We start from the raw sequence: 24190 nt of genomic DNA on the forward strand, positions 1-24190 counted from the left end.
TTTCAGGGATTGGAGCGGCGAGGTAGACGAGCGACATTGATTTCAATGTTGCGCCGACACCCCTCATCCGGCCCGGACGGGCCACCTTCTCCCACAAGGGGAGAAGGGGCGCGGGTCTTAGTCGCGGTAGTTGAGGGCGGGGGCGCGGTCGCCCAGCAGGGCCTCGTACTTGAAGTCCGGTCCGCGGCGACGCTCGAACTCGGCCTTGGCCGTGGCGATGGTGTCGGGGCTCTGGAACAGTTCGGCGGTGGTCAGGGCCAGGGTCTTGGCGGCCAGGTGCGCGCCCTTCAGGCCGATGGTCGAGCCGGCGGCCACGACGTTCTGCCAGCTGTGGCCCGCCGAGCCGGGGACGAAGGTGGCGGTGGACAGGCCGACGGTGGGTGCGACCCAGCTGACGTCCGAAACGTCGGTCGAGCCGCCGAAGTCGCCGCCGATGACGGCCGGCTCGATCGTGCCGACGCTGGCCAGGTCGGGCTTGGTCGGCAGGGTCTTCTGGATTTCGGTGGCGAGGGCGATTTCCTCGGGCGTCCAGGTGATGCCGCCGACATGGCGCAGGTTGCGGTCCATGACGTTCATCAGGGCTTCGTTCGGCAGCATGGAATAGACGCCGCCGATGGCCTCGAACTCGACGCGGGTGCCGGTGCCCAGCGCCGCGCCTTCGGCCGCCTTCTTCACCCGCTCCAGCACGTCGCGGACGATCTGCGGGTCGTTGTGGCGGACGTAGTAGTAGCTCTCGGCGAAGGCGGGGACGACGTTGGGCGCCTTGGCCCCGTCGGTGATGGCGTAGTGGATGCGGGTGCGGTCGGGAATATGCTCGCGCATCAGATTGACCATGGCGTTCATGGCCTCGACCCCGTCGAGGGCCGAGCGGCCCTTGTCGGGCGCGGCGGCGGCGTGGGACGAGACGCCGTAGAAGCGGAACTTGCCCGAGACGTTGGACATGGTGTCGCCCTGGCGGGCGCTGTTGACGTTGCCGGGGTGCCAGTGGACGGCCACGTCGACGTCGTCGAACAGGCCGTCGCGGACCATATAGACCTTGCCCGAGCCGCCTTCCTCGGCGGGGGTGCCATAGACCCGCAGTTCGCCCTTGATGTTGTTGGCGACCATCCAGTCCTTGACCGCGATGGCGGCGTGAACGGATGCGGCGCCGAACAGGTTGTGACCGCAGCCGTGACCGGCGTGGCCGCCGGCGCTTTCCTGCACCGGGTTCATCGTCTGCGACAGACCGGGCAGGGCGTCGTATTCGGCCAGAACCGCGATGACCGGGCCGTCGCCGTTCTTGAAGCTGGCCAGGAAGGCGGTGGGTTCGTTGGCGATGCCCGGCGTGACCTGGAAGCCGGCCTCGCGCAGCTGGCCCTGCAGCAGGTTCGAGCTTTGGGTCTCCTGATAACCCAGCTCCGCGAACTTCCAGATTTCGAGCGCCGCGTGGTCGAGGGCCGGCTGGTTGCGCTCGACCGTGCCGGTGATCTGGGCGCGGGCCTGGGGCGACAGTTCGGCGGCGAAGGCCGGGAGGCTGAGGCCGGTCAGGGCGGCGGCGAGCGCCAGGGCGCGCATCGAGACGGGTTTCATCGGGAACTCCACAAACGGACGGCGAATAGACGAAGGGCGGAAGACGATGGCTCGCCTTCCGCCCGAGAGGATCAAGACCGGATCAGAAGGTCTTGCGGAAGCTGGCGTACCAGTAGCGGCCATAGGGCTGATAGACGGTGCCGACGAAGCCCGCGGCCGACAGGGGCGGCTCCTCGTCGGTCAGGTTGCGCACGCCGACGCGCACGGCCGTTCCGGCCAGACGGCCCTCGTCGAACTGATACTCGCCATAGAGGTTGGCGGTGATGGTGGCGTCCACCGTCCAGTAGTCGCCCGCAGAGTTGGTCAGGCTGTCGTCATAGAGGGACGAGATGTACTGGGTGAAGGCGCCGACGGTCCAGGCGTCCTTACGCCAGGTGCCGGACAGGGACCACTTCCACTCGGGGCGACCCAGATCGCGGATCATGTCGCCCATGCTGCCGCCCAGTGAGATCGACGAAGCGATGTCGCCCTTCTCCTTGGCGTCCACCAGGGCCTGAGCGCCCGGCGCCAGCTCCAGGTAGTATTTCAGCAGGTGCGAGACGTTCAGGTTCAGGCTGAAGTCGCCGTAAGCCGTGTCGCGCAGGCTCCACATGGCGCCCAGATCCAGACCCTCGACGGTCTGGGGCTGCTGGTTGGTGTAGGCGTCGGTGATGTATTGCACCTCGCCGACGGCGGTCAGGCCGGTGCCTGCGAAGATGGCCTGATCGGCGGCGGTCGCATCGGCGCGCACGACATTGGGGTTCGAGCTGCCCTGCTTGCGCAGCAGGTAGTCCAGGATCAGGGCGTTCTGGCCGCGGAACAGACCGACCATGCCTGTCTGCTCGACCTGCCACCAGTCGGCGGTGAAGGTGAAGTTTCCGAACTGTTCGGGAACGAAGCGGGGCTGAACGACTAGGCCGAAGGACAGGGTTTCGGACTCTTCCGGCTGCAGGTCGGGGTTGCCGGAGCGGCGCTCGGCCGTGAGCTTGCGGACGTGGGTCTGGCTGGCGTTGGCCTTGTCCACGAAGCTGTTGGGGATGCCGGAGACGGTGCTTGCGCCGCACTGGCTCATATCGGTGATGGCTCCTCGACGCAGCAGGGCCTCGCAGTAGATGTAGTCGTTCGAGCTGTTGGAGCGGGTGATCACCGTGGCGTTGATCTGCTCCAGGTTGGGCGCGCGGAAGCCCTGGGCCCAGGAGCCGCGAACGCGGAAGCCGTCGACGATGTCCCAGGCGGCGGCGACCTTGGGCTTGGCCACGTCGCCGAAGTCCGAATAGTTCTCGAAGCGGCCGGCCAGCTGGACCTCCAGGTTATGCACCAGGGGGATGTTCATCTCCGGCGACACCAGGGGCGCGGCGAACTCCAGATAGGCGGAGAAGACGTCGCGCTCGCCGTAGGTGTCGGGGTTTTCGGACGAGTTGATCAGGTCGCTGTAGGTCGCGCCGGATTTGTCGGTGTAGCGGATCGTGCCGTCGATCCGGCTGTCGCGATCATCCAGCTGGCTCTCGGTGCGCGCCTCGATGCCGGCCGCCATGCCGACCGGGCCGCCGGGCAGGGTGAATAGATCGGGACGCGAGATCTTGAAGTCCCACAGGCCCAGCTCGGTCTTGGTCTTGCGCACCATGTCGACGCGGATGGCGTCCAGAGCTTCCTGATTCGACGGGGTGGCGTCGCCGAAGCGCGGATTGGCCGGATCGCCGCCGTTGAAGAAGTTGTAGGCGTCAGGCGTCGACTTGGCCGCCCATTCCGCCAGCCGGGTCGTCGAGATGTTGTCGGACACGTCCTTGGCGGTGGCTTCGGACCAGAGCAGGGCCGATTCCCAGTTCCAGCCGCGCCATTCGCCGCGCAGGCCGCCGAGGGCGCGGAATTGCTCGTTCGTCACCTCGACATTGATCGGCCCCATGTCGTTGAAGCGGTAACCGGTCAGGCGCACGTCCCGCTTGAACGGGTTGTAGTAGTTGGTCCCGGCGATGGTCATGACGACCGACGACAGGGTGTTGATCGGGGCCTGGCGCGCATTGGATTGCGCGTAATAGGCGCCCAGTTCGCCGAAGGCCTCGACCGCGTCGTTGATCTGATAGCGGCCGGTCAGGAAGAGGTTGAAGCGATCGACCTCGGGCACGACGGTCAGGTCTTCCTTGGCCGTGTCCGCCAGCAGGGAGGCGTCGACATTGGTCGTCCGCTTAAGGCACAGGCCGTCGGCCAGGGCGGCGGCGCAGCCCGCCAGGGTGCTGGGCTGGATGGTGAAGGTCGTGAAGCTCTGACCGCCGTAGGAGGCGGCGCTGGGCAGGGTGAACTGGCCCCAGGGCGTCAGCGACGACAGGCCGTTCAAGGCCGAGCCGGTGAAGCCCGTGCCGTCGAACAGGGGCCGCTTGTCGTCAGAGGCGGTGAAGGACTGATCCAGCGTCGAGAGCTCGTCGCGGTGGTCGTAGTTGAAGAAGAGCGAGACGTTGCCGCGTCCCTCGGCGATGTCCTGGCCGCCGTAGAGGGAGAAGTTGGTCTCCCACATGTCTGTGCCTTCGGCGAAACCGTACTGGGCCGAGACGGTCCAGTCGGTCATGTCGTCGCGCAGGACCGTGTTGATCACGCCGGCCACCGCGTCCGCGCCATAGATGGCGGCGGCGCCGTCACGCAGGACTTCCAGCCGCTTCAGGCCCGACACCGGAATGGCGTTGGTGTTGTAGGTCAGGACCGGGACCAGGTGCTCGTTGGCCTGGGACGTGGGGTGGCCGACGACGCGGCGGCCGTTCAGCAGCACCAGGGTGTTGCCGATGCCGAGGCTGCGCAGGTTGACCGAGCCGGTGTCGCCGCGCGCCGAATTGGAGCTGGCGGGCAGGTAGGAGGAGTTGAAGGTCACGTCGCCCATCTGGGGGATGGTGCGCAGCAGTTCGTCGCCCGAGGTGGCGGCGGCGGCCAGGATCTGCTCCTCGCCGACCACGGTGACGGGCAGGGCGGCGGTCACCTTGGCGCCGCGGATCTGCGAGCCGACCACGACGATCTCGTCGACCTGGGTGGCCTGTTCCTCGGGGGCGTCCTGAGCGACGGCGCCGGTCGCGGCGCCGAACAGGGCCGTGGTGGCCAACATGGCCGTCTTCAAGCTTCGACGAGCGAAGGCTGCACGCATGGTCTGGTTATCCCCTGTGGTGGTCATCGAGCTCGGTATCCCCCGAGGCACGAGTGGTGGCGGTCGGACGATTGGCAGGCATGAAACGCACGCCGGGCGCCGCACATGGCAATGCGCCTGGCCCGGATGTTCTGTCTCGAGGTTGACTAGAAGCCGCCACAATCGCGCCGTCAACCGTTTAAGGTCAAATATTGCTGTTGTTCAAGATTCCGAGCAAGGTAATCACCTCAAAACGGCCTTGAGTTCGCTCTTTCGGCAATGCTATCGCTCTATCCGGACGTTCTTCGTCGAGCGCGGCCTGGTTTCAGGCTTCATGTTTCGATGAATTTGACGCGAATTGTGACGGGGTGGCTATGCGTTCTCACGTGAAGATTCTGGCGGTCGCCGCGGCGGCTCTGTTGGCGGCGGCGCCCGCGCTGGCGCAGGAAGCGGCGGTCCCGACCCGGCCCGCGGTCGGCAGCGGCGGCGACATCGTCAGCTATGGCCAGATCCACAGTCCGACGATCGGGCGGGGCGGCATGGTGGTGAGCCAGAGCGCCTTGGCGACCCAGGTCGGCGTCGACATCCTGAGGCAGGGCGGCAACGCCGTGGACGCGGCGGTCGCGGTCGCCTTCGCCGAGGCCGTGACCCTGCCGCGCGCGGGCAATATCGGCGGCGGCGGCTACATGATCGTGCATATGGCCGCGACGGCGGAGCGCCCGGCCCAGGACATCGCCATCAACTATTACGGCACGGCGCCGCGCGCTGTGACGCCGGACTTCCTGCTGGACGACAGCGGCAAGTTCGACCGGCGCGCGCCCTCCAGCTTCCGCAATGTCTCGGTGCCCGGCACGGTCGCGGGCATGTGGGAGGCGCACAAGCGCTTCGGCGCACTGACCTGGGCCCAGGTCGTGGCGCCGTCGGTCAAGCTGGCCGAGGACGGCGTCATCCTGTCGGACGGGGAGGCGGACGCCACGGCGGGCCGCGCCACGGTCCTGGCCACTGATCCCGGCGCGCGCGAGGCCTATCTGAAGGCGGACGGCACGCCCTATCGCCCGGGCGAACTGTTCAAGCAGCCGCAGCTGGCCTGGAGCCTGCGTCAGGTGCAGCAGGGCGGGGCCGACGCCTTCTATCGCGGCGAACTGGCGAAGAAGATCGTCGAGGGCGTGCAGGCGCGCGGCGGGATCATGGATGCGCAGGATCTGGCGGATTACCGCGCCGACGTGACCGCGCCGATCTGGTCCACCTATCGCGATCATCGCATCGCCTACATGCCGCCGACCGCCTCGGGCGTGAGCGTGGCCGAGGGGCTGAACCTGCTGGAGCACTTCCCCATGCGCGAGCTGCGCTGGGGCAGCGTCGACAGCCTGCATCTGATCTCGGAGGCGATGAAGATCGTCTCCTCGGACCGTCGCCTGATCGGCGGCGCGCCGCAGTGGACGACGCCCGCGCAGGGTCTGGCCAGCAAGGAATTCGCCGCCGAACGGGTCAAGCTGATCCGCATGGATCGCTCGCTAGCCGCCGCCGACATCCCGGAGGGCAACCCCTATCCGTATGAGAGCCAGGACACGACCCACTATTCGGTGGCCGACGCCCACGGCAATGCGGTGTCGAACACCTATACCCTGTCCAACTCCTACGGCGCCCACGTCGCCCCGGTGGGGACGGGCATCCTGCTGAACAACTCGCTGGACAACTTCTCGTGGGGCACGCGGGGAGAGCCGAACTCACCGGCGCCGGGCAAGCGGCTGGGCTCGACCATCACGCCGATGATCGTGTTTGACGACGACAAGCCCTGGCTGGTCACCGGCACGCCGGGGGGCGGCTACATCATCGCCACCATGGTGCAGCTGATCTCCAACGTCATCGACCACCAGCTGAACATCGCCGAGGCGGCCATGCGCCCGCGTCTGAACCAGGGCGGCGGCGACAGCCCGCTGGAACTGGAAGGCGGCTTCTCGCCCGACGTCGAACGCCTGCTGCGCGAGCGCGGCCATACGGTCCGCCCGTCCATGACAATGGGCAGCACCCAGTCCATCATGATCGAGGGCGATCGATTCCTGGGCGCGGCGGACACGCGCCGTCCCGACGCCCTGGCGCTCGGCGTCCAGTAAGGCTTTCAGTCTCAGTCAACCGCGGGGGGCGGCTCATGTTGCGCAAGGTTCTGCTGGCGAGCGTCGCCGGTCTGGTCGTGGCCGCGGGGGCGGCGCCGGTGCTGGCGCAAACGGGAAGCCCCGCCGCCGCAGCGTCGTCGGCCTCGGCCTGGCAGGACGGCCTGTTCGGTGTGAAACTGGACCGGCAGAAGGGCAAGGCGACGGTGCGTCTGCCCGCGCCGGACGCCGACGGCGTTCTGGGCCGCTACCTCTATCAGCCCGGTCTGTCGGCGGGGCTGGGCATGGACGGGGCCGGTCTGGACCGGTCGGGCCTGGGGTCGGCCCAGGTCGTGGCCTTCCGCAAGGTGGGCAATCGCGTCTTCGCCGAGTTCGAGAACACCCGGTTCCGCGCCGTGGACGCCGACGCCGATCAGGTGAACGCGGTCGCCGCCTCCTTCGCCCCGTCGGTGGTCTGGTCCGGCGAGGTGGTCGAGACGGGGGCGGACGGTTCGGTCAGCGTCGACCTGTCGGGCTTTCTGGAGCGCGACGCGGTCAACGCCGTCGGACGCCTGAAGCGGGCGCGGCTGGGCACGTTCAAGGCGGCCCCGACCCTGGGCTACCTCGACGCCGATCAGACCCTGGTCTTCCCGGAGAACGTCGAGTTCCAGACGGTCCAGACCTTCACCAGCGATGAGCCGGGGGCCGAGTTGTCGCGGGTCTCGCCCGAATCGCGCTCGGTCACCCTGACGGTGCGCCATTCCTTTATTCGCCTGCCGGACGACGGCTTCCAGACGGTGCTGCATGACCCGCGCTCGGGCACATCGGCCCAGGTCATGGTGACGGACTTCGCCGCCGATCTGGACCAGCCAGTGGTCAGCCGCCTGGCGCGCCGTTTCCGGCTGGAGAAGACCGACCCCGCCGCCGCGCGCTCGACGGTGAAAAAGCCCATCGTCTTCTACGTGGACCGCGCCGCCCCACCCGCCATCCGTCAGGCCCTGATCGAGGGCGGCAACTGGTGGGCGCAAGCCTTTGACAAGGCGGGATACATAGACGCCTTCCGGGTCGAGCTGCTGCCCGAAGGGGCGCACCCGATGGACGCGCGCTACAACATCGTATCGTGGGTCCACCGCGAGACGCGCGGCTGGTCGACCGGCACCAGCGTCAACGACCCGCGCACCGGCGAGATCGTGCGCGGCGTGGTGCAACTGGGCTCGCTGCGCGACCGTCAGGACAAGATGATCTTCGAGGGTCTGGTGGGCGCCGACCGCAGCGGCACGGGCGGCGAGGACGACCCGGACCGTCTGGCCTATCAGCGCCTGCGCCACCTGTCGGCGCACGAGATCGGTCATGCCCTGGGCATCGCTCACAACTTCGCCGCATCGACCTATGAGGACCGGGCCTCGGTCATGGACTATCCCGCGCCCTGGGTGATCGCGGACGGCGAGCGTCTGGACTTCAGCCGCGCCTATACGACGGGCGTGGGAGCCTGGGACCGCTATGTGGTGGACTGGCTGTACGGCGATGCGCCGGGGCAGGACCCGGTCGTCCGTCGCGCCGGGCTGGCGGCGGAGGCGCAAGGTAAGGGCTATCGCTTCGTCAACGACACCGACACCCGGCCCCTGGGTAGTCTGCAGCCCTACGCCGCCATGTGGGACAACGGGACCGATCCGGTCGCCGAGTTCGGCAATGTCATGGCCGTGCGTCGCATCGCCCTGTCGCGCTTCGGCCTGGCCAACCTGCCGGCGGGCGCGCCGGCGGCGGACCTGCGCCGCGTGATCGTGCCGATCTATCTCTATCACCGCTATCAGACCACCGCGGTCGGGCGGCAGATCGGCGGCGTGGACTATGGCTACGCCATCAGCGGCGACGGCCATGAGCGGGCCGAAGTCGTGCCCGCTGACAAGCAGCGCGCGGCGCTGGAGGCCCTGATGCAGGCCCTGTCGCCGGCCGAGTTGGACCTGCGCGACGACCTGATCGACCTGCTGTCCTCGGCCCAGTCGGGCAACCCGGACCGGCAGATGCAGATCGAGCTGTTCGAAGGCAAGACCGACGCCGTGTTCGACCCGTCATCGGCGGCGGCGGCGGCGTCCGAGGTGGTGTTCGAGACCCTGCTGGCGCCCGAGCGCCTGAACCGCCTGGTCGAGCAGCAGCGTCGGGATGCGGGGCAACTGGGTTTGACCGAGGTTCTGGACCGGGTGGCGACGGCCGTGGGGCCGGGCGCGAATCTCAGCCCGCGTCAGGCTGAACTGCGCCGCGTGACGCGGGCGCGCTACGCCGCCTATCTGGCCGCCCTGATCCAGAGCAAGGACCTGTCGTCCACGGCGCAAGGGGCGGTGCGCGACAGCGCGCGGCGCTTTGGCGAGCAGTTGAAGCGCTGCCGCGGCGACCGGCTGGAGACGGCTCAGTGCGCTTTCCTGGGCGAAGCTCTGACCGGGCCGGTCGACGGGCTGAAGGCGCTCAGCGAGACCCTGCCGGTGGCGCAGGCCGTGCCGCCGGGCGCCCCCATCGGCGGCGGCGAGTGGCATTGATGACGTAGGCTTCTCCCGGCGGGAGAGGGTTACTTCATCTCCCGCCAGGTCTTGCCGGTGACGCCCTCATAGTTGGTCGCGTGATAGACGCCGCGCGCCACCGCGCGGGCCAGGACGTCGGCGGCGACGTTACCGAGCTGAGCCACCGCAACCTGACGCATGGCCGGGTTGTCGATCGTCTTCTTGCCGGTCGACAGGCAGAACAGGGTGTCGCCGTCGAAAGGCGCGTGGGCGGGACGGATGGCGCGGGCCATGCCGTCCTGGGCCATGATGGCCATGCGCTGAAGCTCCACGCGAGTCAGGGCGACGTCGGTGGCGATGCAGGCGATGGTGGTGTTCTCGCGCGGCTGGGGCCGGAACTTGGACAGGCCCCAGTCCTCGGCCGAGGCGTGCAGGCCCGATGAGCCGAGGCCGCCGAACTCGTCGCCGATCTCATAAGGCGCGGCCCAGAAGCTCTTGCCGCCCGGCGCCACGACCGAGCCGACGCTGTTGACCGCCACGATGGCGCCGACCGTCCAGCCGGAGGCCATGACGGCCGAGGCCGAGCCGACGCCGCCCTTCAACGCGCCGGCTTCCGCGCCATAGCCGGCGCCGGCGGTGCCCAGGTCGAAACGGTCACCGGCCGCCTCGAGCGCCTGAACCGACAGGCGGCGATAGGGCGGCTCCATCTCCCACTGCTTGTTTCCGCCGTTGGCCAGGTCGTAGAGACAGGCGGTCGGGATGATGGGCGAGGGGGGCACGCCCGGCGCGCCGCCCATGCCGTAGCCGCGCCCGCGCATTCCCATCCAGGCGGCGACGCTGTCGGCCGAACCCAGGCCATAGACCGAGCCGCCTGACAGGATGATGGCGTCCACCTCCTGCACCAGGTTTTCGGCGCGCAGGACGTCCGTCTCGCGCCCGGCGGGGCCGCCGCCGCGCACGTCCACGGCGGCGACGGCGGGCTTTTCGGCGAGGATGACGGTGACCCCGGTGCGGACGCTTGCATCATGGGCCTGACCGATCTTGATGCCCTCGACGTCGGTGATGAGGTTCAGCGGCCCGGTGCGGCCGGAGGCGCGGGCGGCGCTTTGGGCAGCCGGTTTGGCGCTCGCAGCGCCGGCGGCGGAGGCTGCGGCGCCGATCAGGGCCGAGCCGAGGACGGTTCTGCGGTTCATCCGGCGGTTTCCTTTTCCAGAGCGTGATTGCGGACCAGATCCGGCGTCGCCGCCAGAAGTTTCTGCGTGTAGGGGTGCGAAGGGGCGGCGAAGACGGCGGCGGTTGCGCCCTGTTCGACGATCTTTCCGGCCTGCATGACCAGCAGGCGATCCGTCACCGTCCGCACGACCGTAAGGTCGTGGGTGACGAAGAGGTAGGACAGGCCGAGGCGATCCGACAGGTCGGCCAGCAGGTCCAGCACCTGCGCCCGCACCGAAACGTCCAGCGCCGACACCGCCTCGTCCAGACAGATGACCGAGGGTTCGGTGATCAGGGCGCGGGCGATGGCGATGCGCTGGCGCTGGCCGCCGGAGAACTCGTGCGGATAGCGGTCGGCGGCGCTGCTGGTCAGGCCGACGCGCTCAAGCATTTCATCGACGCGGCGGCGGGCTTCGACGGGGGTGGGTTTGGCGTCCAGCAGGTGGAAGTTTTCGGCGACCAGATCGCTGACCTTCCAGCGCGGATCAAAGCTGCCGTAGGGGTCCTGGAACACCACCTGGATGTCGCGGCGGATGGATTTCAGCGCGTCGCCGCGCGCGGCGGTGATGTCGCGACCCTTGACCCGGACGCGGCCGGCTTGCGGCGTCTCCAGCGCGAGGATGGCGCGCAGCAGGGTGGACTTGCCGCAGCCGCTTTCGCCGACCAGACCGACGCTCTCGCCGGGCTGGATCGAAAGGCTGACCTGATCGACGGCGCGGAAGGTCTTTGATTTGCCGAACAGCGCGGGGGCGCCGCCGTACTCGCGCACAAGGCCCTCGACCTGAAGCACGGGGGCGGCGTCGGCCTGCGGGCGGCTGTGGCGCGTCGGGGCATGGGTGGCGTTGGCCAGCAGGCGTTGGGAATAGGCGTGGGCCATGCCGGTTCGGATGCGGTCGACGGGCGCTTCCTCGACCAGTTCGCCGCCCTTCATCACCGCCACGCGGTCGGCGGTTTCGGCCACGACGGCGAGGTCGTGGGTGATGAGGATCAGGCCGATGCCGTCCTCGCGCACCAGCCGCTTCAGCAGGTCCAGCACCTGAGCCTGGGTTGTGACGTCCAGCGCCGTCGTCGCCTCGTCCGCAATCAGCAGCCTGGGCGTCAGGGCGATGGCGATGGCGATGGCGACGCGCTGCCTCTGGCCGCCCGACAGCTCGTGCGGATAGCGGGTCAGGGGGAAACGTTCGGCGGGCAGACCGACGCGGTCCAGCACGGCGCGGGCGGCGGCCAGGGCTTCCTTGCGCGAGGCCTTCTTGTGCAGGCGGACCGTCTCGGCGACCTGATCGCCGATGGTCATGACGGGGTTCAGGGCCGTCATCGGCTCCTGGAAGATGATGCCCACGTCGCGGCCGCGCACCTTTTGCAGGGCGGCGTCGGCGGCCCCGGAGATGACCTGACCGTTCAGGCGGATCTCGCCCGTCATGGTCGCGCGCGGCGGCGTCAGGCCCAGCGCGGCCAGGGAGGTCATGGACTTGCCTGAGCCGCTTTCACCGACAAGGCCGAGGATTTCGCCGGGGGCGACCGACAGGCTGACGTTCTTAAGGATCGGCGTCGAACCGATCGACAGGCTGAGGTCGCGGATGTCGAGGACGGTCATGGTCAACGCTCCCGCCGCACGCGCGGGTCGAACAGGTCGCGCAGGCCGTCGCCGGTCAGGCTGAGGCCGAGCACGGTCACGAAGATGGCCAGGCCGGGCATGATGGCCAGCCAGGGCGCGAAGCCGATCATGGTCTGGGCCTCGGCCAGCATCCGACCCCAGCTGGGGGCGGGCGGCTGGGCGCCCAGGCCGACGTAGGACAGGCCGGCCTCGGCCACGATGCCGACGGCGAACTGGATCGCGGCCTGGACGACCAGCAGGCTCATCAGGTTCGGCAGGATGTGCTGGAGCGAGATCAGGGTCTTGGACTTGCCCGCCGTGCGGGCGGCCAGGACGTATTCGCGGGTCCACAGTCCCTGCGCCGCGCCGCGCGCGACGCGGGTGAAGACGGGGATGTTGAAGACGCCGATGGCGATGATCGCATTGATCGCGCCCGGCCCCATGACGGCGGTGATCATCACGGCCAGCAGCAGGGCGGGGAAGGCGAAGATCAGATCGTTGCCGCGCATTACCAGTTCGTCGATCCAGCCGCCGCGCGCCGCCGCCGTCAGGCCCAGGGGCGTGCCGATCCCGACGCCGATGCCGACGGCGACGAAGGCCACTATCAGGGAGTTCTGCGCCCCCGCCATGATCATCGACAGCACGTCGCGGCCGAAGTGATCCGTGCCCATCCAGTGGGCGGCGGAGGGGGCGGTCAGCTTGGCGGCGATGTCCACCGCCTCGACGTCATAGGGCGTCCAGATGAGGGCCAGCAGGGCGGTCAGCAGGACGACGGTCGTCAGCGTCGCGCCGACGATCAGCGACAGGGGCCAGCGCACGCGGGGCTTGGCGGCGGGGACGGCGGGGGCGTCGGTCATGCGCGGCGTCCCCTCAGGCGCGGATCGGCGAACAGATAGGCGAGGTCGATCAGGAAGCTGACCAGAACCACCGCGAAGACCAGCACCACCACCACGCTCTGCACCACGATCAGGTCGCGCTGGGTGATGGCCTGGAAGACCAGACGGCCGAGGCCGGGCAGGGAGAAGACGTTCTCGATGATGATGCCGCCCGCCAGTAGGAAGGGGAATTGCAGTCCCAGAATGGTCAGGACGGGGATCCAGGCGTTGCGCAGGGCGTGCCGCCACAGGGCCTGATTGACTGACAGCCCCTTGGCGCGGGCGGTGCGGACATAGTCCTCGTTCATGGTGTCGAGCAGGGCGGTGCGCAGCACGCGGGCGAGGATGGCGGCTTGCGGCGCGGCCAGGGCCACGGCAGGCAGGATCAGCGCCTTGAAGCCGGGCCAGAAGCCTTGGTCCCAGCCGGGGAAGCCGCCGGCCGAGAACCAGCCGAGGTTTACTGAGAACAGCAGGATCAGCAGCATGGCGATCCAGAAGTTGGGCAGGGCGACGCCGACCTGGGTCACGCCGATCAGGCCGGTGTCGACGGCGGTTCCCCGGCGGCTGGCGGCGGTGACGCCGATGGGCAGGGCGACGGCCAGCGACAGGACGGTGGCCATCAGGGCCAGCGGCGCCGACACCGCAAGACGTTCCGCGATCAGGCCGCCGACCGGCACCTGATAGGTGTAGCTGGTCCCGAAATGGCCGGTTAGCAGGTCGCCGAGCCAGGCGAAGTAACGCTCAAGGCCGGAACCTTCGAGGCCCATCTGCTGGCGCAGGGCGGCGATGGCTTCCGGGCTGGCGTTCAGCCCCATCATGTAGCTGGCCGGGTCGCCGGGCACGACCTGCAGCAGCAGGAAGATGACCACGGTCGCCGCCAGCAGGGTCAGGGCGTGGCCGCCCAGCTTCTTCAGCAGCCAGGCCGCGCCGAAACGCCAGGCGACGAAGGCCAGCAGGGCGACGCCCGCGATCAGGCTGATCCAGCCCCAAGGCAAACCGCCGCCCGCGCGCTCGGCGCTGGCGGTCGCAGCCGCGCCCGCGCCGGTCCAGTAGGCGCCGGTGACGTCATTGGCGGCGATGGGACCGTTGATCCACAGGCCGTTCAGGTCCGCCTTCCACACGCCGATGCGCGAGGACTGGAACAGGAAGCCGTTGACCGCGTCATCGGCGATGCGGCGTTGCAGATCGCCCAGCAGGCGGTCGCGCGTCGGCTCGTCCGGGGCGGCGTTGACCTCGGCCAACAGGGCGTCGAAGGCGGGGCTGTCGTAGCCGAAATAGTAGTCCTTGCGGCCGAAGATGTCGTAGTCCATCGGCTCGACGTGCTCGACGATGGTCAGGTCGAACTGGCGGCGCTTGAACACCTGATCCAGCCACTGCGCCCATTCCAGATTTTCGATCTTCGCGCGGATGCCTGCCTCGGCCAGTTGCGAGATCAGCACCTCGCCGCTGCGCCGGGCGTAGGGGCGGGGCGGCAGGCGAAGAGTCACGTCGATGCCGTTGGGATAGCCCGCTTCGGCCAACAGGGCGCGCGCCTTGGCCGGATCATGCGGGTATAGGCCGGTCAGGTCGATATAGCCCGGTGCCTGACGCGAATAGTGGCTGCCGATCGGTTGGCCGAAGCCGAACATGGCCCCCTGAATCAGGGCCTCGCGGTCGATGGCGTAGGACAGGGCGCGGCGCACCCGCACATCGTTAAACGGGGCCTTAGTGTTGTTGATCCCCAGGATGACCTTGCCCTCGGATGCGCCGACGACGACGCGGAAACGCGGGTCGCGCTGGAATTGGGCGACGTTCTCGGGGGCGGGATAGTTGGGAAAGGCGTCCACGTCGCCCGCGCTGACGGCGGCGAAGGCGGCGGTCGGGTCGCTGATGAAGCGGAAGACGACGGTGTTCAGGCGCGGCGGCGTGCCCCAGTAGCCGTCGCGGCGGACGAGGGTCAGCTGGCTGCCGCGCTGCCAACCCTGCAGCTTGAACGGGCCGGTGCCGACCGGCGTGACGGCGTTGGTCGCGGCGCTGTTCGGCGATACCATCACCGCGTCGCCCCAGGCCAAGACATAGGGCAGGGTCGCCATAGGCCGCGACAGATGGATGCGCAGGGTCGCCGGATCGACGACCTCGACGTTGCGGATCGGCTCGAACAGGGCCTTCTGGGCGTTGGTCGAGTCTTTGGCGGTGATGCGGTTGAGAGAGAATTTGGCGACCGAGGCGTCGAACGGCGAGCCGTCGGAGAAGGTCACGCCGCGCCGCAGATGGAAGGTCCAGGTCAGGCCGTCGGGTGCGGCCTCCCAGGTCTCAGCCAGGGACGGGGCGACGGCGCCGTTCTGCGTCAGCCTGGTCAGGCCCTCAAAGACGTTGGCGTAAACCACCTCGTCCACCGCGGCCGCCGCGCCCGAGGTCGGGTCGAGGTTCGGCGGCTCCAGCGGCAGGCCCAGGATCAGGCGGTCGCGGGCGGCGGGCGTCTGGGCGTGGGACGGGGCGCCGTGCAGGGCGAGCGAAAGGGTCAGCGTCAGGGCAAACAGCAGCCGCGCCGCCAGCCCGCGTCGCGCCCGCCCGATCACCGAAGTCCTCGCCCCTGTTTTCGTCACCTTGCCTTGATCTCCCCCTCGGCGACGCGGCCGATCTTCGTCAGCCTACGTCATGGATTTCGTGTCACGCCATCGAATAAGCGCGCCTCACCAAGGCTGGCGCGCCAGCGAGGCGGGGCAGGCGGCTGTCGCTTCGGTTGCGGCGGCGCGGGCGGCCTCGAACTCGAGCTTGGCCTTGGCGAAGTCGGCCTGGAAGACCGGGTCAGCTTTCAGCCGGGTGACGATGGTCGCGCCGACGATACGGCCCGCCTCGACGTCGCTGGGATAGTGGACGCCGCAGACCGCGCGGCTTTCACCATAGGCCAGGCCGCGGCGCAGGATCTGATCGGCGCGGTCCGGCGCCAGTTCGGCCAGCACAAGGGCCCAGGCCCAGCCCAGGGCCGAGTGACCTGACGGATAGGAACCGCTGGCCCCCAGCCAGCTTTCCGGCGCGATGCAGGTCGGCAGGGATTCGACCACGAAGGGACGTTTGCGGAACCAGCCCTTCTTGGCCGGGGTCTGGATCATCTCCAGATCGCCCAGCATCTTGCCCATCAGCAGGGTCAGGGTCGGCATCTTCTCGGGCTCGAACTTGAAGCCCAAGGCGCAGTCGAAGGCGCGCGGAGCGCCGGGCGTCTCGATCTCGTTGTCGGCGCGGGCGATGACCCAGCGTTCGGTCCCTTCGAGCGACCGCATCTCGCGATAGGCGGCGATGTCGGCCTGTTCGCGCAGCGAGCCCTCGGCGGGCGGGGGCGGCAGGAAGTTGGCGGCGTTGGGCGTGTTCTCGGCCGTCAGATAGCCGTGCGGATGGTCGCGAAAGCCGGTCCAGAAGGCAGCGGGCGCCGGCGTATCGACGGCGGCCGTTTGAGTCGCAACCGCGCCGGCGCAGCCGCCCAAGGTCCCGCTCAGGGCCAGAGCCAGGCTCATCGCGACGAGAGAGGAGGCGAGGCGCGGCTGGGTCATGAGGAAGCTCCGGTGGAAGGGGATCATGCGGCGACGGCGCCGGGGCGGCCCGACTCCACGGTCCAGGATTTCAGGGTCGACAGGCTGGCCTTTGGGTCGCGTACGTCGCTGATGACTTGATAGCGCGTGTCCATGCGGTCGGGGCGCACGTCGATCGACATATAGCCGCGCTGGCGGCTGTCGAAGAACTTCACCTGGGGATTGTTGGGCATGACGGCCATCAGGCCGTCGTAGCTGGGGCCGGTCGATGTGATGGAGGTGCCGACGAACTCGGTGGCTACGGTGGCCGACGACGGGTCGCGGCTGTCCAGCTTCACGTCATTGGTCCAGAAGGAGTGGTAGTCGCCGCTGAGGACCACGGGGTTGGACGGTTTCAGCTCGGACAGGGCGCTGGTCAGGCGGTCGCGGGCGGCGGGGAAGCCGTCCCAGGTGTCGGTCCAGTAGCGGTTTTCCTCGGCCGGGCTGCGGGCCAGACGCAGGCCCGCCATGACCAGGTTCTGGCCCAGGATGTTCCAGCGCGCCTCGGCGCGGGCCAGGCCGTCGTAGAGCCAGCGCTCCTGCTCGAATCCGAGGAAGGTGCGCGACGGATCCATGCGGTCGGTGCAGGTTGCGTCCGTGACGATCTGGCCCTTGCCGCCGTTGGCGCCGTCGCTGCACGGCTGTTTCGAGCGGTACTGGCGGCCGTCCAGCATGAAGAACTCGGCCAACTGGCCATAGCGGACGCGGCGATAGATGGGCATCTGCATGGCGGCGCTCAGGCGCGTGCGGCGGATCGGCATGGCCTCGTAGAAGGCCTGATAGGCGGCGGCGCGGCGCTGCAGGAAGTCGGTCGGGGTGACGCCCGAGACCTTGGACCAGACGCCGGAATAGTCGTCCTGAACCTCGTGGTCGTCCCAGACGGCGAGACAGGGGGCGGCGGCGTGCAGGCGCTGCAGGTTGGCGTCGGTGCGGTGCAGGGCGTAGCGGTTGCGATAGCCCGCCAGGGTCGTGGCTTCTTCGAGGTTGTAGGGACGCACCACCTGGTCGGCGCGGTCCGGCCCCAGGCTGTATTCATAGATGTAGTCGCCCAGGAACAGGGTCAGGTCCGGGGCTTCGTCGGCCATATGGCCATAGGCGCTGAAATAGCCGCGCTCCCAGTGCGAGCAGGAGGCGACGGCCAGGCGCAGGCGGTCGGCATGGGCGTTCGGGGCGGGCGTGGTCAGGGCGCGGCCGGTCGGGCTCTGCTGACCCTGGGCGGTGAAGCGGTACCAGTAGGGGCGGCCGGAGGCGAGGCCCGCGACCTCGACATGCAGGCTGTGCGCCGCGTCGGCCGAAGCGGTTGTGTCGCCGGCGGCGAGGATGCGACGGAACTGGTCGTCGGCGGCGACTTCCCAGCGCACGGGGATGTCCCCGGACAGGCCCCCCAGGCCGTCGGCGGCAAGCGGGTCCGTCGCCAGCCGGGTCCAGATGACGAAGCCGTCGTGGGTCGGGTCGCCGCTGGCGACGCCGAGCGGGAACAGGTAGGCGCCGCCCGCCTGGGCCCGACCGAAGCTGAGGACGGCCGGCGCGACGACCAGGCCCGTCAGCAGGGCGCGGCGATCAAGGCGGGAGGACGGGAAACTCATGACACTGGCGGTCCGTGGAAAACGGGAAAAGGCGGGGGCGAGCCGACCGAAGCCGACCCGCCCCTTCGGGGGAGAGGGTTAGAAGTCCATCGACAGGCGCACGCCGTAGGTGCGGCCCTGACTGGGCGAGGTGGTCGGACGGGCCGAGCCGTTGAAGCCGTTGCGGGTCTCTTCGTAGTAGGTGTTGAAGAGATTGCGGCCCCACAGGCCCACGCGCCAGTTGGCGCCGGTCGGGGCGACGCTGAAGTTGGCGTTCCACAACCAGTAGGCGTCGATGATCGACGAGGAACTGACCGAATAGAGCTCGTCGCGATAGTTGTAGTTGGTCTCGGCGCGCAGGTCCCAGCCGGCCAAGCCCCAGTCATAGGCGATCGAGCCGCCGTAGTTCATCTTGGGGAAGGACAGGCGTTCGCCGGAACGGTCGTTGGCGATGATGACGTCCCACGGACCGTTGACCGGGTTGGCGGCGTCGGTCTTGGCGCCGTCGATGGCGAAGTATTCGTCATACTCGCCGGTCTTGTAGCCGATGTTCTGGCTGATGGTCAGGCCGTCCAGCGGCACCCAGGTCAGCTCGATCTCGCCGCCCATGATGTGCGACTTGGGCACGTTGGTGATCTTGCCCAGGCGGCCGGTCAGGCGGTCGTACTCCAGGCCCTGAACCTGCTGGTCCTTGTAGTCGTAGTAGAAGAGGGCGCCGTTCAGACGCAGGCGGCGGTCGAACAGGTCCGACTTGATCCCGGCCTCATAGGCGATGACGATTTCCGGCTTGAAGGGTGTCGCCGAGGTGGCGTTGTAGGTGGTGAAGCCGCCCGATTTCACCCCGCGCGCCACGCTGGCGTAGAACAGGGCGTCGTCGGTCAGCTTGTATTCCAGACCCAGACGGCCCGAGACCTCGTTCAGGTCGGTGTCGTAGCTGGTCGTCGGCGGGGGCGGGTTGGGGGCGACGAAGGTGCCGCCGCTGTCCAGGGTCCGCTCCTCGGTTTCCCAGCGCAGACCGGCGATCAGGTTGAGCTTGTCGTTCACCTGATAGGAGTTGTGGGTGAAGATGCCGAAGGCCGACACCGACTGGCCGTAGCCGGTGTTGATCAGGTTCGCGTTGCCCCGGAAGTTTGTGTAGAAGCCGCCGTCGATGCTTTCGTCGGCATAGTGGGCGCCGACCATCCAGCTGAGCGGACCGTCGTCATTGGAGCTCAGACGCAGTTCCTGAGCAAAGACGTCGATGTCGTTGTAGAAGAAGACGTTTGACTCGTTGAAGCGCGTGCCGTCCCAGTCGTTGAACTCGCTACGCGAGAAGGTCTGGTAGGCGGTGATCGAGGTCAGGTCTGCCCAGCCGAGATTGGCCTTGATGCGGGCGCTGAGGTCAAAGCCATCGTTGTCGCGGAAGGGCTTGGCGTTCAGGCCGACCCCGGCCACGGCCGCCATGGCGGGCGAGATGCCCCACCCGGTGATGCGCCAGGCGGTGTCCTTGGGATAGGTCACGGCGCCGCCCGAGACCGCGTACGGGCCCAGCAGGCGGAAGCCGCGGCCGTCGGACTTATCGACCGAATAGGTGGCGGCCAGATCGACGGTGACGTCCTCACTGGCGTCCCAGGTCAGGCGGCCCCGGATGGCGGTCTTGTTCAGGTCGCCCAGCTTCTCGCCGGTGTCGCGATGGTATTGCCAGGCGCCGCCCTGTTCGGTGACGGCGGCCAGGCGGCCCAGCAGGTTCGGCGCGATCTGGCCGGAGACGTAGCCCTCGACCTTGTAGCGGTCGAACGTGCCGTACTCGGCGTTGAAGCCGGCGCGGAAGTCGGCGGTCGGGGCGTTGGTGATGATGTTGACGGCGCCGCCGGTGGTGTTGCGGCCATACAGGGTGCCTTGCGGGCCGCGCAGCACTTCCATGCGGGCGATGTCGAACAAGGCCCCTTGGGTGGTCACCGTATAGGGGTGGGCGACTTCATCGACATAGATGCCGACGGTCGAGGCGTTGTTCGAGGAGTATTCGCGGGCGCCGATGCCGCGGATGCGGAACTGGGGCTGGCCGCCGCCGAACTGGCTGTCGACCTCCATGTTGGGGACGGCGTTCTCCAGGTCGTTGACGACCGAGATGCCCTTTTCGTCCAGTTGCTCGCCGCCGATGACGCTCAGCGAGACGCCGACGTCCTGGCTGGCCTGTTCGCGACGTTGAGCGGTGACGATGATTTCGCCAATCGTTGTTGCGATTTGATCGTTGTTATTTGAAGTAGATTGAGCGGATGCGACAGACGATGCAGCAATCGTCAGGATACTGATGGAAGCGCTGAGCAGTAACTTGTTCATATTATCCCCCTCGTCGTCGATGATAGATTTATGTCGTGCGACGAATGATCTGTGACAGGTGATCGATAATCTCATCGATCTGCGCGCGGCTGATAATCAGCGGAGGCGACAGGGCGATGACATCTCCGGTCACACGGATCAGAATTCCTTCGTCGAAGGCGGTGTGGAACACTTCCATGGCCCGAGCGCCGGGCGCGTCGGGGCGCGGCGCCAGTTCTATGGCCGCCACCATGCCCAGGTTGCGGATGTCGATGACGTGCGGCAGCCCCCTCAGACTGTGCACGGCCTCTTCCCAGTAGGGCGCCATTTCGGTCGCGCGCTGGAACAGGCCTTCGTTCTCGTAGACGTCCAGCGTGGCGAGCCCTGCGGCGGCGGCCAGCGGGTGGCCCGAATAGGTGTAGCCGTGGAAGAACTCGATGCCCGGCGCGGCGGCCTGATTGACCACGGCGTCATAGATCTCGCCGCGCACGCCGACCGCGCCCATCGGCACGGCGCCGTTGGTCAGGCCCTTGGCGCAGACAAGCAGGTCGGGAATGACGCCGAGGGTTTCGGACGCCGTGGCCCCGCCGACGCGGCCGAAGCCGGTGATGACCTCGTCGAAGATCAGCAGGATGCCGTGGCGGGCGGTGATCTCGCGCAGCCGCTCCAGATAGCCGACCGGCGGGACGATGACGCCCGCCGAGCCGGACAGGGGCTCGACGATGACGGCGGCGATGGTCTCGGCGCCGTGCTCAGCGATCAGGACCTCCAGTTCATCGGCCAGGTGCGCGCCCCAGGCCGGCTGGCCGCGCGAGAAGGCGGCTTCTTCCAGGTTCAGCGTGTGCGACAGGTGGTCGACGCCCGGCAGGGTCGGGAAGCCGCGTCTGTTGTTCTCCAGGCCGCCGACGGAAATGCCGCCGAAGCCGACGCCGTGGTAGCCCTTCTGCCGTCCGATCAGACGGGTGCGGTTCTCGAAGCCGCGCGCCCGCTGGCAGGCGAGGGCGATCTTCAGGGCGCTGTCGACGCCCTCCGAGCCTGAGCCGGCGAAGAAGACGTGGTTGATGTCGGCGGGGAAGAACATCCCCAGACGGGCGGCCAGTTCGAACACCAGGGGGTGCCCCAGCTGGAAGGTCGGGGCGTAGTCGAGGACCTCGGCCTGATGCTGGATCGCCTCGACGATCGGCTTGCGGGCGTGGCCAGCGTTGACGCACCACAGACCGGCGGTGCCGTCGAGGATCGGGCGACCGTCCGGGGTGAAGTAGTGCATGTCCCTGGCCGAGGCCAACAGCCGCGGATGCGCCTTGAAGCTGCGGTTCGCGGTGAACGGCATCCAGAAGGGATCAAGGTCGTTGGCGGCCCGTGCGGTCATGCAGACATCCTTTCAGAACGCCCAGTAGTCGATGAATGTCAGGGGAAAGGAAGCCTGTTATTCGCGCGCCATAAGTCTTTGATTTTTTGTGACTTGAACGTTGCACGATCAGGAAAGTGGGCGCCCCGATCAGGGGGCGGGCTGGAAGGCGTACGGACACCTCCCAGCCCGGCGGCGATCCTCAATACTGCAAGCTGAGGCGTGCGCCGATCGTGCGCGGCCGACCCGGCTGGGCGATGTCGGCGCTGGTGAAGAAGTTGCGCGTCAGGTCGTATTCCTGATCGAACAGATTGCGCGCCCAGAAGGTGACGGACCAGTTGGCGCTCTCTGGGCCGACCGTCACGCTGGCGTTGGCCAGCCAGTAGTCCGGCACGTCGTACTTGACGCCCAGCCACGAGGGGTATTCGTCACGATAGCTGTAGTTGGCCTCGGCGGTGACGGCGAAGCCGCTGACCATCCAGTCGTAGCTGATCGACCCGGCGTAGCTCCAGGCGGGGAAGAGAATCGGGTCGCCCGCCTTGTCTTCAAAGATGGCCATGTTGGCGGCGCGCGACGCGGGGACGTCGAGGGCTTCGTATTCGTCGTATTCGCCCTTCTTGTAGCTGAGCGACTGGCTGATCCGCAGGCCCTGGATAGGCTTGAGCACCGCCTCCAGTTCCGCCCCCCAGATGTGGGACGAAGGCACGTTGGTGAAGCGGCCGACGGGCCCGTTGGCGCCCCAGACCGCCGACAGGACCTGCTGGTCGGTGTAGTCGTAGTAGTAGGCGGCGCCATTGAGCTGAACGGCGCGCGAGGGATCGGCCTTGAAGCCGACTTCGTAGGCCCAGAGGATTTCCGGGTTGAAGGGCTCGATGCCGCTGCGATTGCCGGTGTTGTAGGTCGTGAAGCCACCCGACTTGGCCCCGCGACTGGCCGAGCCGTAGATCAGGATGTTGTCGGCCGGCTTGAACTCCAGCGCCGCCTTGCCCGTCAGGGGCGTCATCTTGGTGTCGACCGTGGTCGGGGGCAGGGCGGTGGCGCCGCCGAAGGCCGAGCCGAAGCCTTGAAGCTCGCGTGTCTCTTCCTCGTAGCGCAGGCCGACGATGGCCTTCCAGCGCTCGGCGAAGGCGTATTCCGCCTGACCGAACAGGCTCCAGGATTCGACCGACTGGTCATAGGTGACCTGGGCGTAGGTGCCGTAGATGTCGATGAAGTCCGAGAAGTAGCGCTCGTTCAGATCCTGCTTGGAATAATAGAAGCCGGCCACCCAGGTCAGGGCGCTGTCGTTATCCGAAGCCAGGCGCAGTTCCTGCGAGAGCACGTCCACATCGCTGCCGAAGAAGGTGTCGGCCTCGACCGAGGCGCTGGAGTCCCAGTCGCCGTATTCGCTGCGGTCCAGGGTCTCGTAGCTGGTGATGCTGGTCAGGTTCATGCCCTTGAGCGCCAGGTTGGCGTTCAGCGACGTGCCCCAGGACGAGTTGTCGCGACCCGGCTTGTCCGTGACGTCGCGGCCGATCGAGGCGGCGAAGCGCGGCGACAGGCCCCAGCCGGTCTTGGAGTGATCCTTGTCCGCGAGAATGGTCGGGCCGGTTCCGCCGCGCGTGCGCAGATCGCTGAGCAGGTAGAGGCCCAGGTTCTCGGACTTGTCGATCCCGCCATGAACATCGAGCAGCAGGGACAGGCTTTCGCTCGGATCCCAGGCCAGCAGGGCGCGGGCGCCGGTGCGGTCGGCGTCGCCGAGCGATTCGCCGGTCGTGCGGTTGCGCTGCCAGGCGCCGCCCTGTTCGGTCGAGACCGCCAGGCGGCCGCGCAGGCCGCCCGCCAGCGGGCCCGAGACATGGCCCTCGGCGCGGAACAGGTCGTGGCTGCCCCATTCGGTCATCAGGCCGGCCGACAACTCCTCGGTCGGGCGCTTGGTGACGAAGCTGATGGCGCCGCCCGTGGTGTTGCGGCCGTAGAGGGTGCCTTGCGGCCCGCGCAGGACCTCGACCCGGTCGATGTCGAAGATCAGGCCCTGGGTCATGACCGGGACCGGATAGGCGACCTCGTTCACATAGACGCCGACGGTGGGCGAGTTGTTCGAGGCGTAGTCCTGGAAGCCGACGCCGCGCATCCGGAACTGGGCCGCGCCGCCGCCGAAGGCCGGTTCGACCTCGAGGTTGGGCGTGGCGTTCTGAAGCTGGTTGACGTTGGTGATGCCCTGCTGGACCAGGCTTTCGCCGCTGAGGACGCTCAGGGCGATGCCGACGTCCTGGGCCGCCTGCTCGCGGCGCTGGGCGGTGACAATGACTTCGTCGATCGTGGTGGCTCGGTCAGGCGGCGCCTGCTGGGCCATGGCGGTGGTGGAACACAGGGCTGCGAGCGCCCCGACGGATACGCTGACCAAAAGACGATTCATCGCCTCATCCCTCCCATGACGCCGCGCGGACCTTTCTTCAGCGGTCTCGTTGCGGCCGAGGCGGAACGACGGTTCCGCCACCCGTAATCTATCCTCGGCCTCCGGGCTTTGTGCAACGCAGC

At 68.1% G+C, this 24190-nt stretch carries 13 protein-coding genes; 2 read left to right on the forward strand and 11 right to left on the reverse strand.

The features are described 5' to 3' along the window. Window positions 1-117: 117 nt before the first annotated feature. The gene (locus B3K53_RS00865) at window positions 118-1569 is read right to left on the reverse strand and encodes an amidohydrolase (RefSeq protein ID WP_292082074.1); all 1452 of its coding nucleotides are present in this window, start codon (window positions 1567-1569) and stop codon (window positions 118-120) included. An 82-nt stretch (window positions 1570-1651) separates the two neighbouring features. Continuing rightward, window positions 1652-4633, reverse strand: a complete 2982-nt coding sequence (locus B3K53_RS00870) for a TonB-dependent receptor domain-containing protein (RefSeq protein WP_292082075.1) — start codon at window positions 4631-4633, stop codon at window positions 1652-1654. Between the two features lie 392 nt (window positions 4634-5025). Between B3K53_RS00870 and ggt the strand changes: the two genes are divergently transcribed. Beyond that, on the forward strand, window positions 5026-6765 hold the full coding sequence (gene ggt, locus B3K53_RS00875; RefSeq protein WP_292082076.1) for a gamma-glutamyltransferase: 1740 nt from the start codon (window positions 5026-5028) through the stop codon (window positions 6763-6765). A gap of 35 nt (window positions 6766-6800) precedes the next feature. After that, a complete protein-coding gene (locus B3K53_RS00880; RefSeq protein ID WP_292082078.1) occupies window positions 6801-9272 on the forward strand; it encodes a zinc-dependent metalloprotease in 2472 nt (823 codons plus the stop codon). A 29-nt stretch (window positions 9273-9301) separates the two neighbouring features. On the opposite strand, the gene B3K53_RS00885 is transcribed toward B3K53_RS00880, so the two are convergent. The 9 genes from B3K53_RS00885 to B3K53_RS00925 form a co-directional block, all read right to left on the reverse strand. Next, window positions 9302-10426 carry a P1 family peptidase gene (locus tag B3K53_RS00885; RefSeq protein ID WP_292082080.1) on the reverse strand — a complete coding sequence of 375 codons (1125 nt, stop codon included), beginning with the start codon at window positions 10424-10426 and terminating at the stop codon, window positions 9302-9304. Continuing rightward, window positions 10423-12039 (reverse strand): ABC transporter ATP-binding protein, encoded by a 1617-nt coding sequence (locus tag B3K53_RS00890; RefSeq protein WP_292082082.1) that lies wholly within the window; start codon window positions 12037-12039, stop codon window positions 10423-10425. Before B3K53_RS00890 ends, B3K53_RS00885 begins: the two co-directional genes overlap by 4 nt. A gap of 2 nt (window positions 12040-12041) precedes the next feature. After that, window positions 12042-12896, reverse strand: a complete 855-nt coding sequence (locus B3K53_RS00895; protein WP_292082085.1) for an ABC transporter permease — start codon at window positions 12894-12896, stop codon at window positions 12042-12044. Next, window positions 12893-15472 (reverse strand): ABC transporter substrate-binding protein, encoded by a 2580-nt coding sequence (locus B3K53_RS00900; protein ID WP_292082086.1) that lies wholly within the window; start codon window positions 15470-15472, stop codon window positions 12893-12895. Before B3K53_RS00900 ends, B3K53_RS00895 begins: the two co-directional genes overlap by 4 nt. A 114-nt stretch (window positions 15473-15586) precedes the next feature. Further along, a complete protein-coding gene (locus B3K53_RS00905; RefSeq protein WP_292082089.1) occupies window positions 15587-16441 on the reverse strand; it encodes an acid phosphatase in 855 nt (284 codons plus the stop codon). A gap of 23 nt (window positions 16442-16464) precedes the next feature. Next, window positions 16465-18045, reverse strand: a complete 1581-nt coding sequence (locus tag B3K53_RS00910) for an alkaline phosphatase D family protein (protein WP_292082091.1) — start codon at window positions 18043-18045, stop codon at window positions 16465-16467. A gap of 78 nt (window positions 18046-18123) precedes the next feature. Next, entirely contained in the window at window positions 18124-20343 is a 2220-nt protein-coding gene (locus B3K53_RS00915; RefSeq protein WP_292082093.1) for a TonB-dependent receptor, read from the reverse strand. A 28-nt stretch (window positions 20344-20371) separates the two neighbouring features. After that, entirely contained in the window at window positions 20372-21691 is a 1320-nt protein-coding gene (locus B3K53_RS00920; RefSeq protein WP_292082095.1) for an aspartate aminotransferase family protein, read from the reverse strand. A gap of 181 nt (window positions 21692-21872) precedes the next feature. Next, a complete protein-coding gene (locus B3K53_RS00925) occupies window positions 21873-24068 on the reverse strand; it encodes a TonB-dependent receptor (protein WP_292082097.1) in 2196 nt (731 codons plus the stop codon). Between the last annotated feature and the right edge of the window lie 122 nt (window positions 24069-24190).

Origin of the sequence: Brevundimonas sp. UBA7506 (assembly GCF_002479495.1) — a bacterium.
Lineage (GTDB): Bacteria > Pseudomonadota > Alphaproteobacteria > Caulobacterales > Caulobacteraceae > Brevundimonas.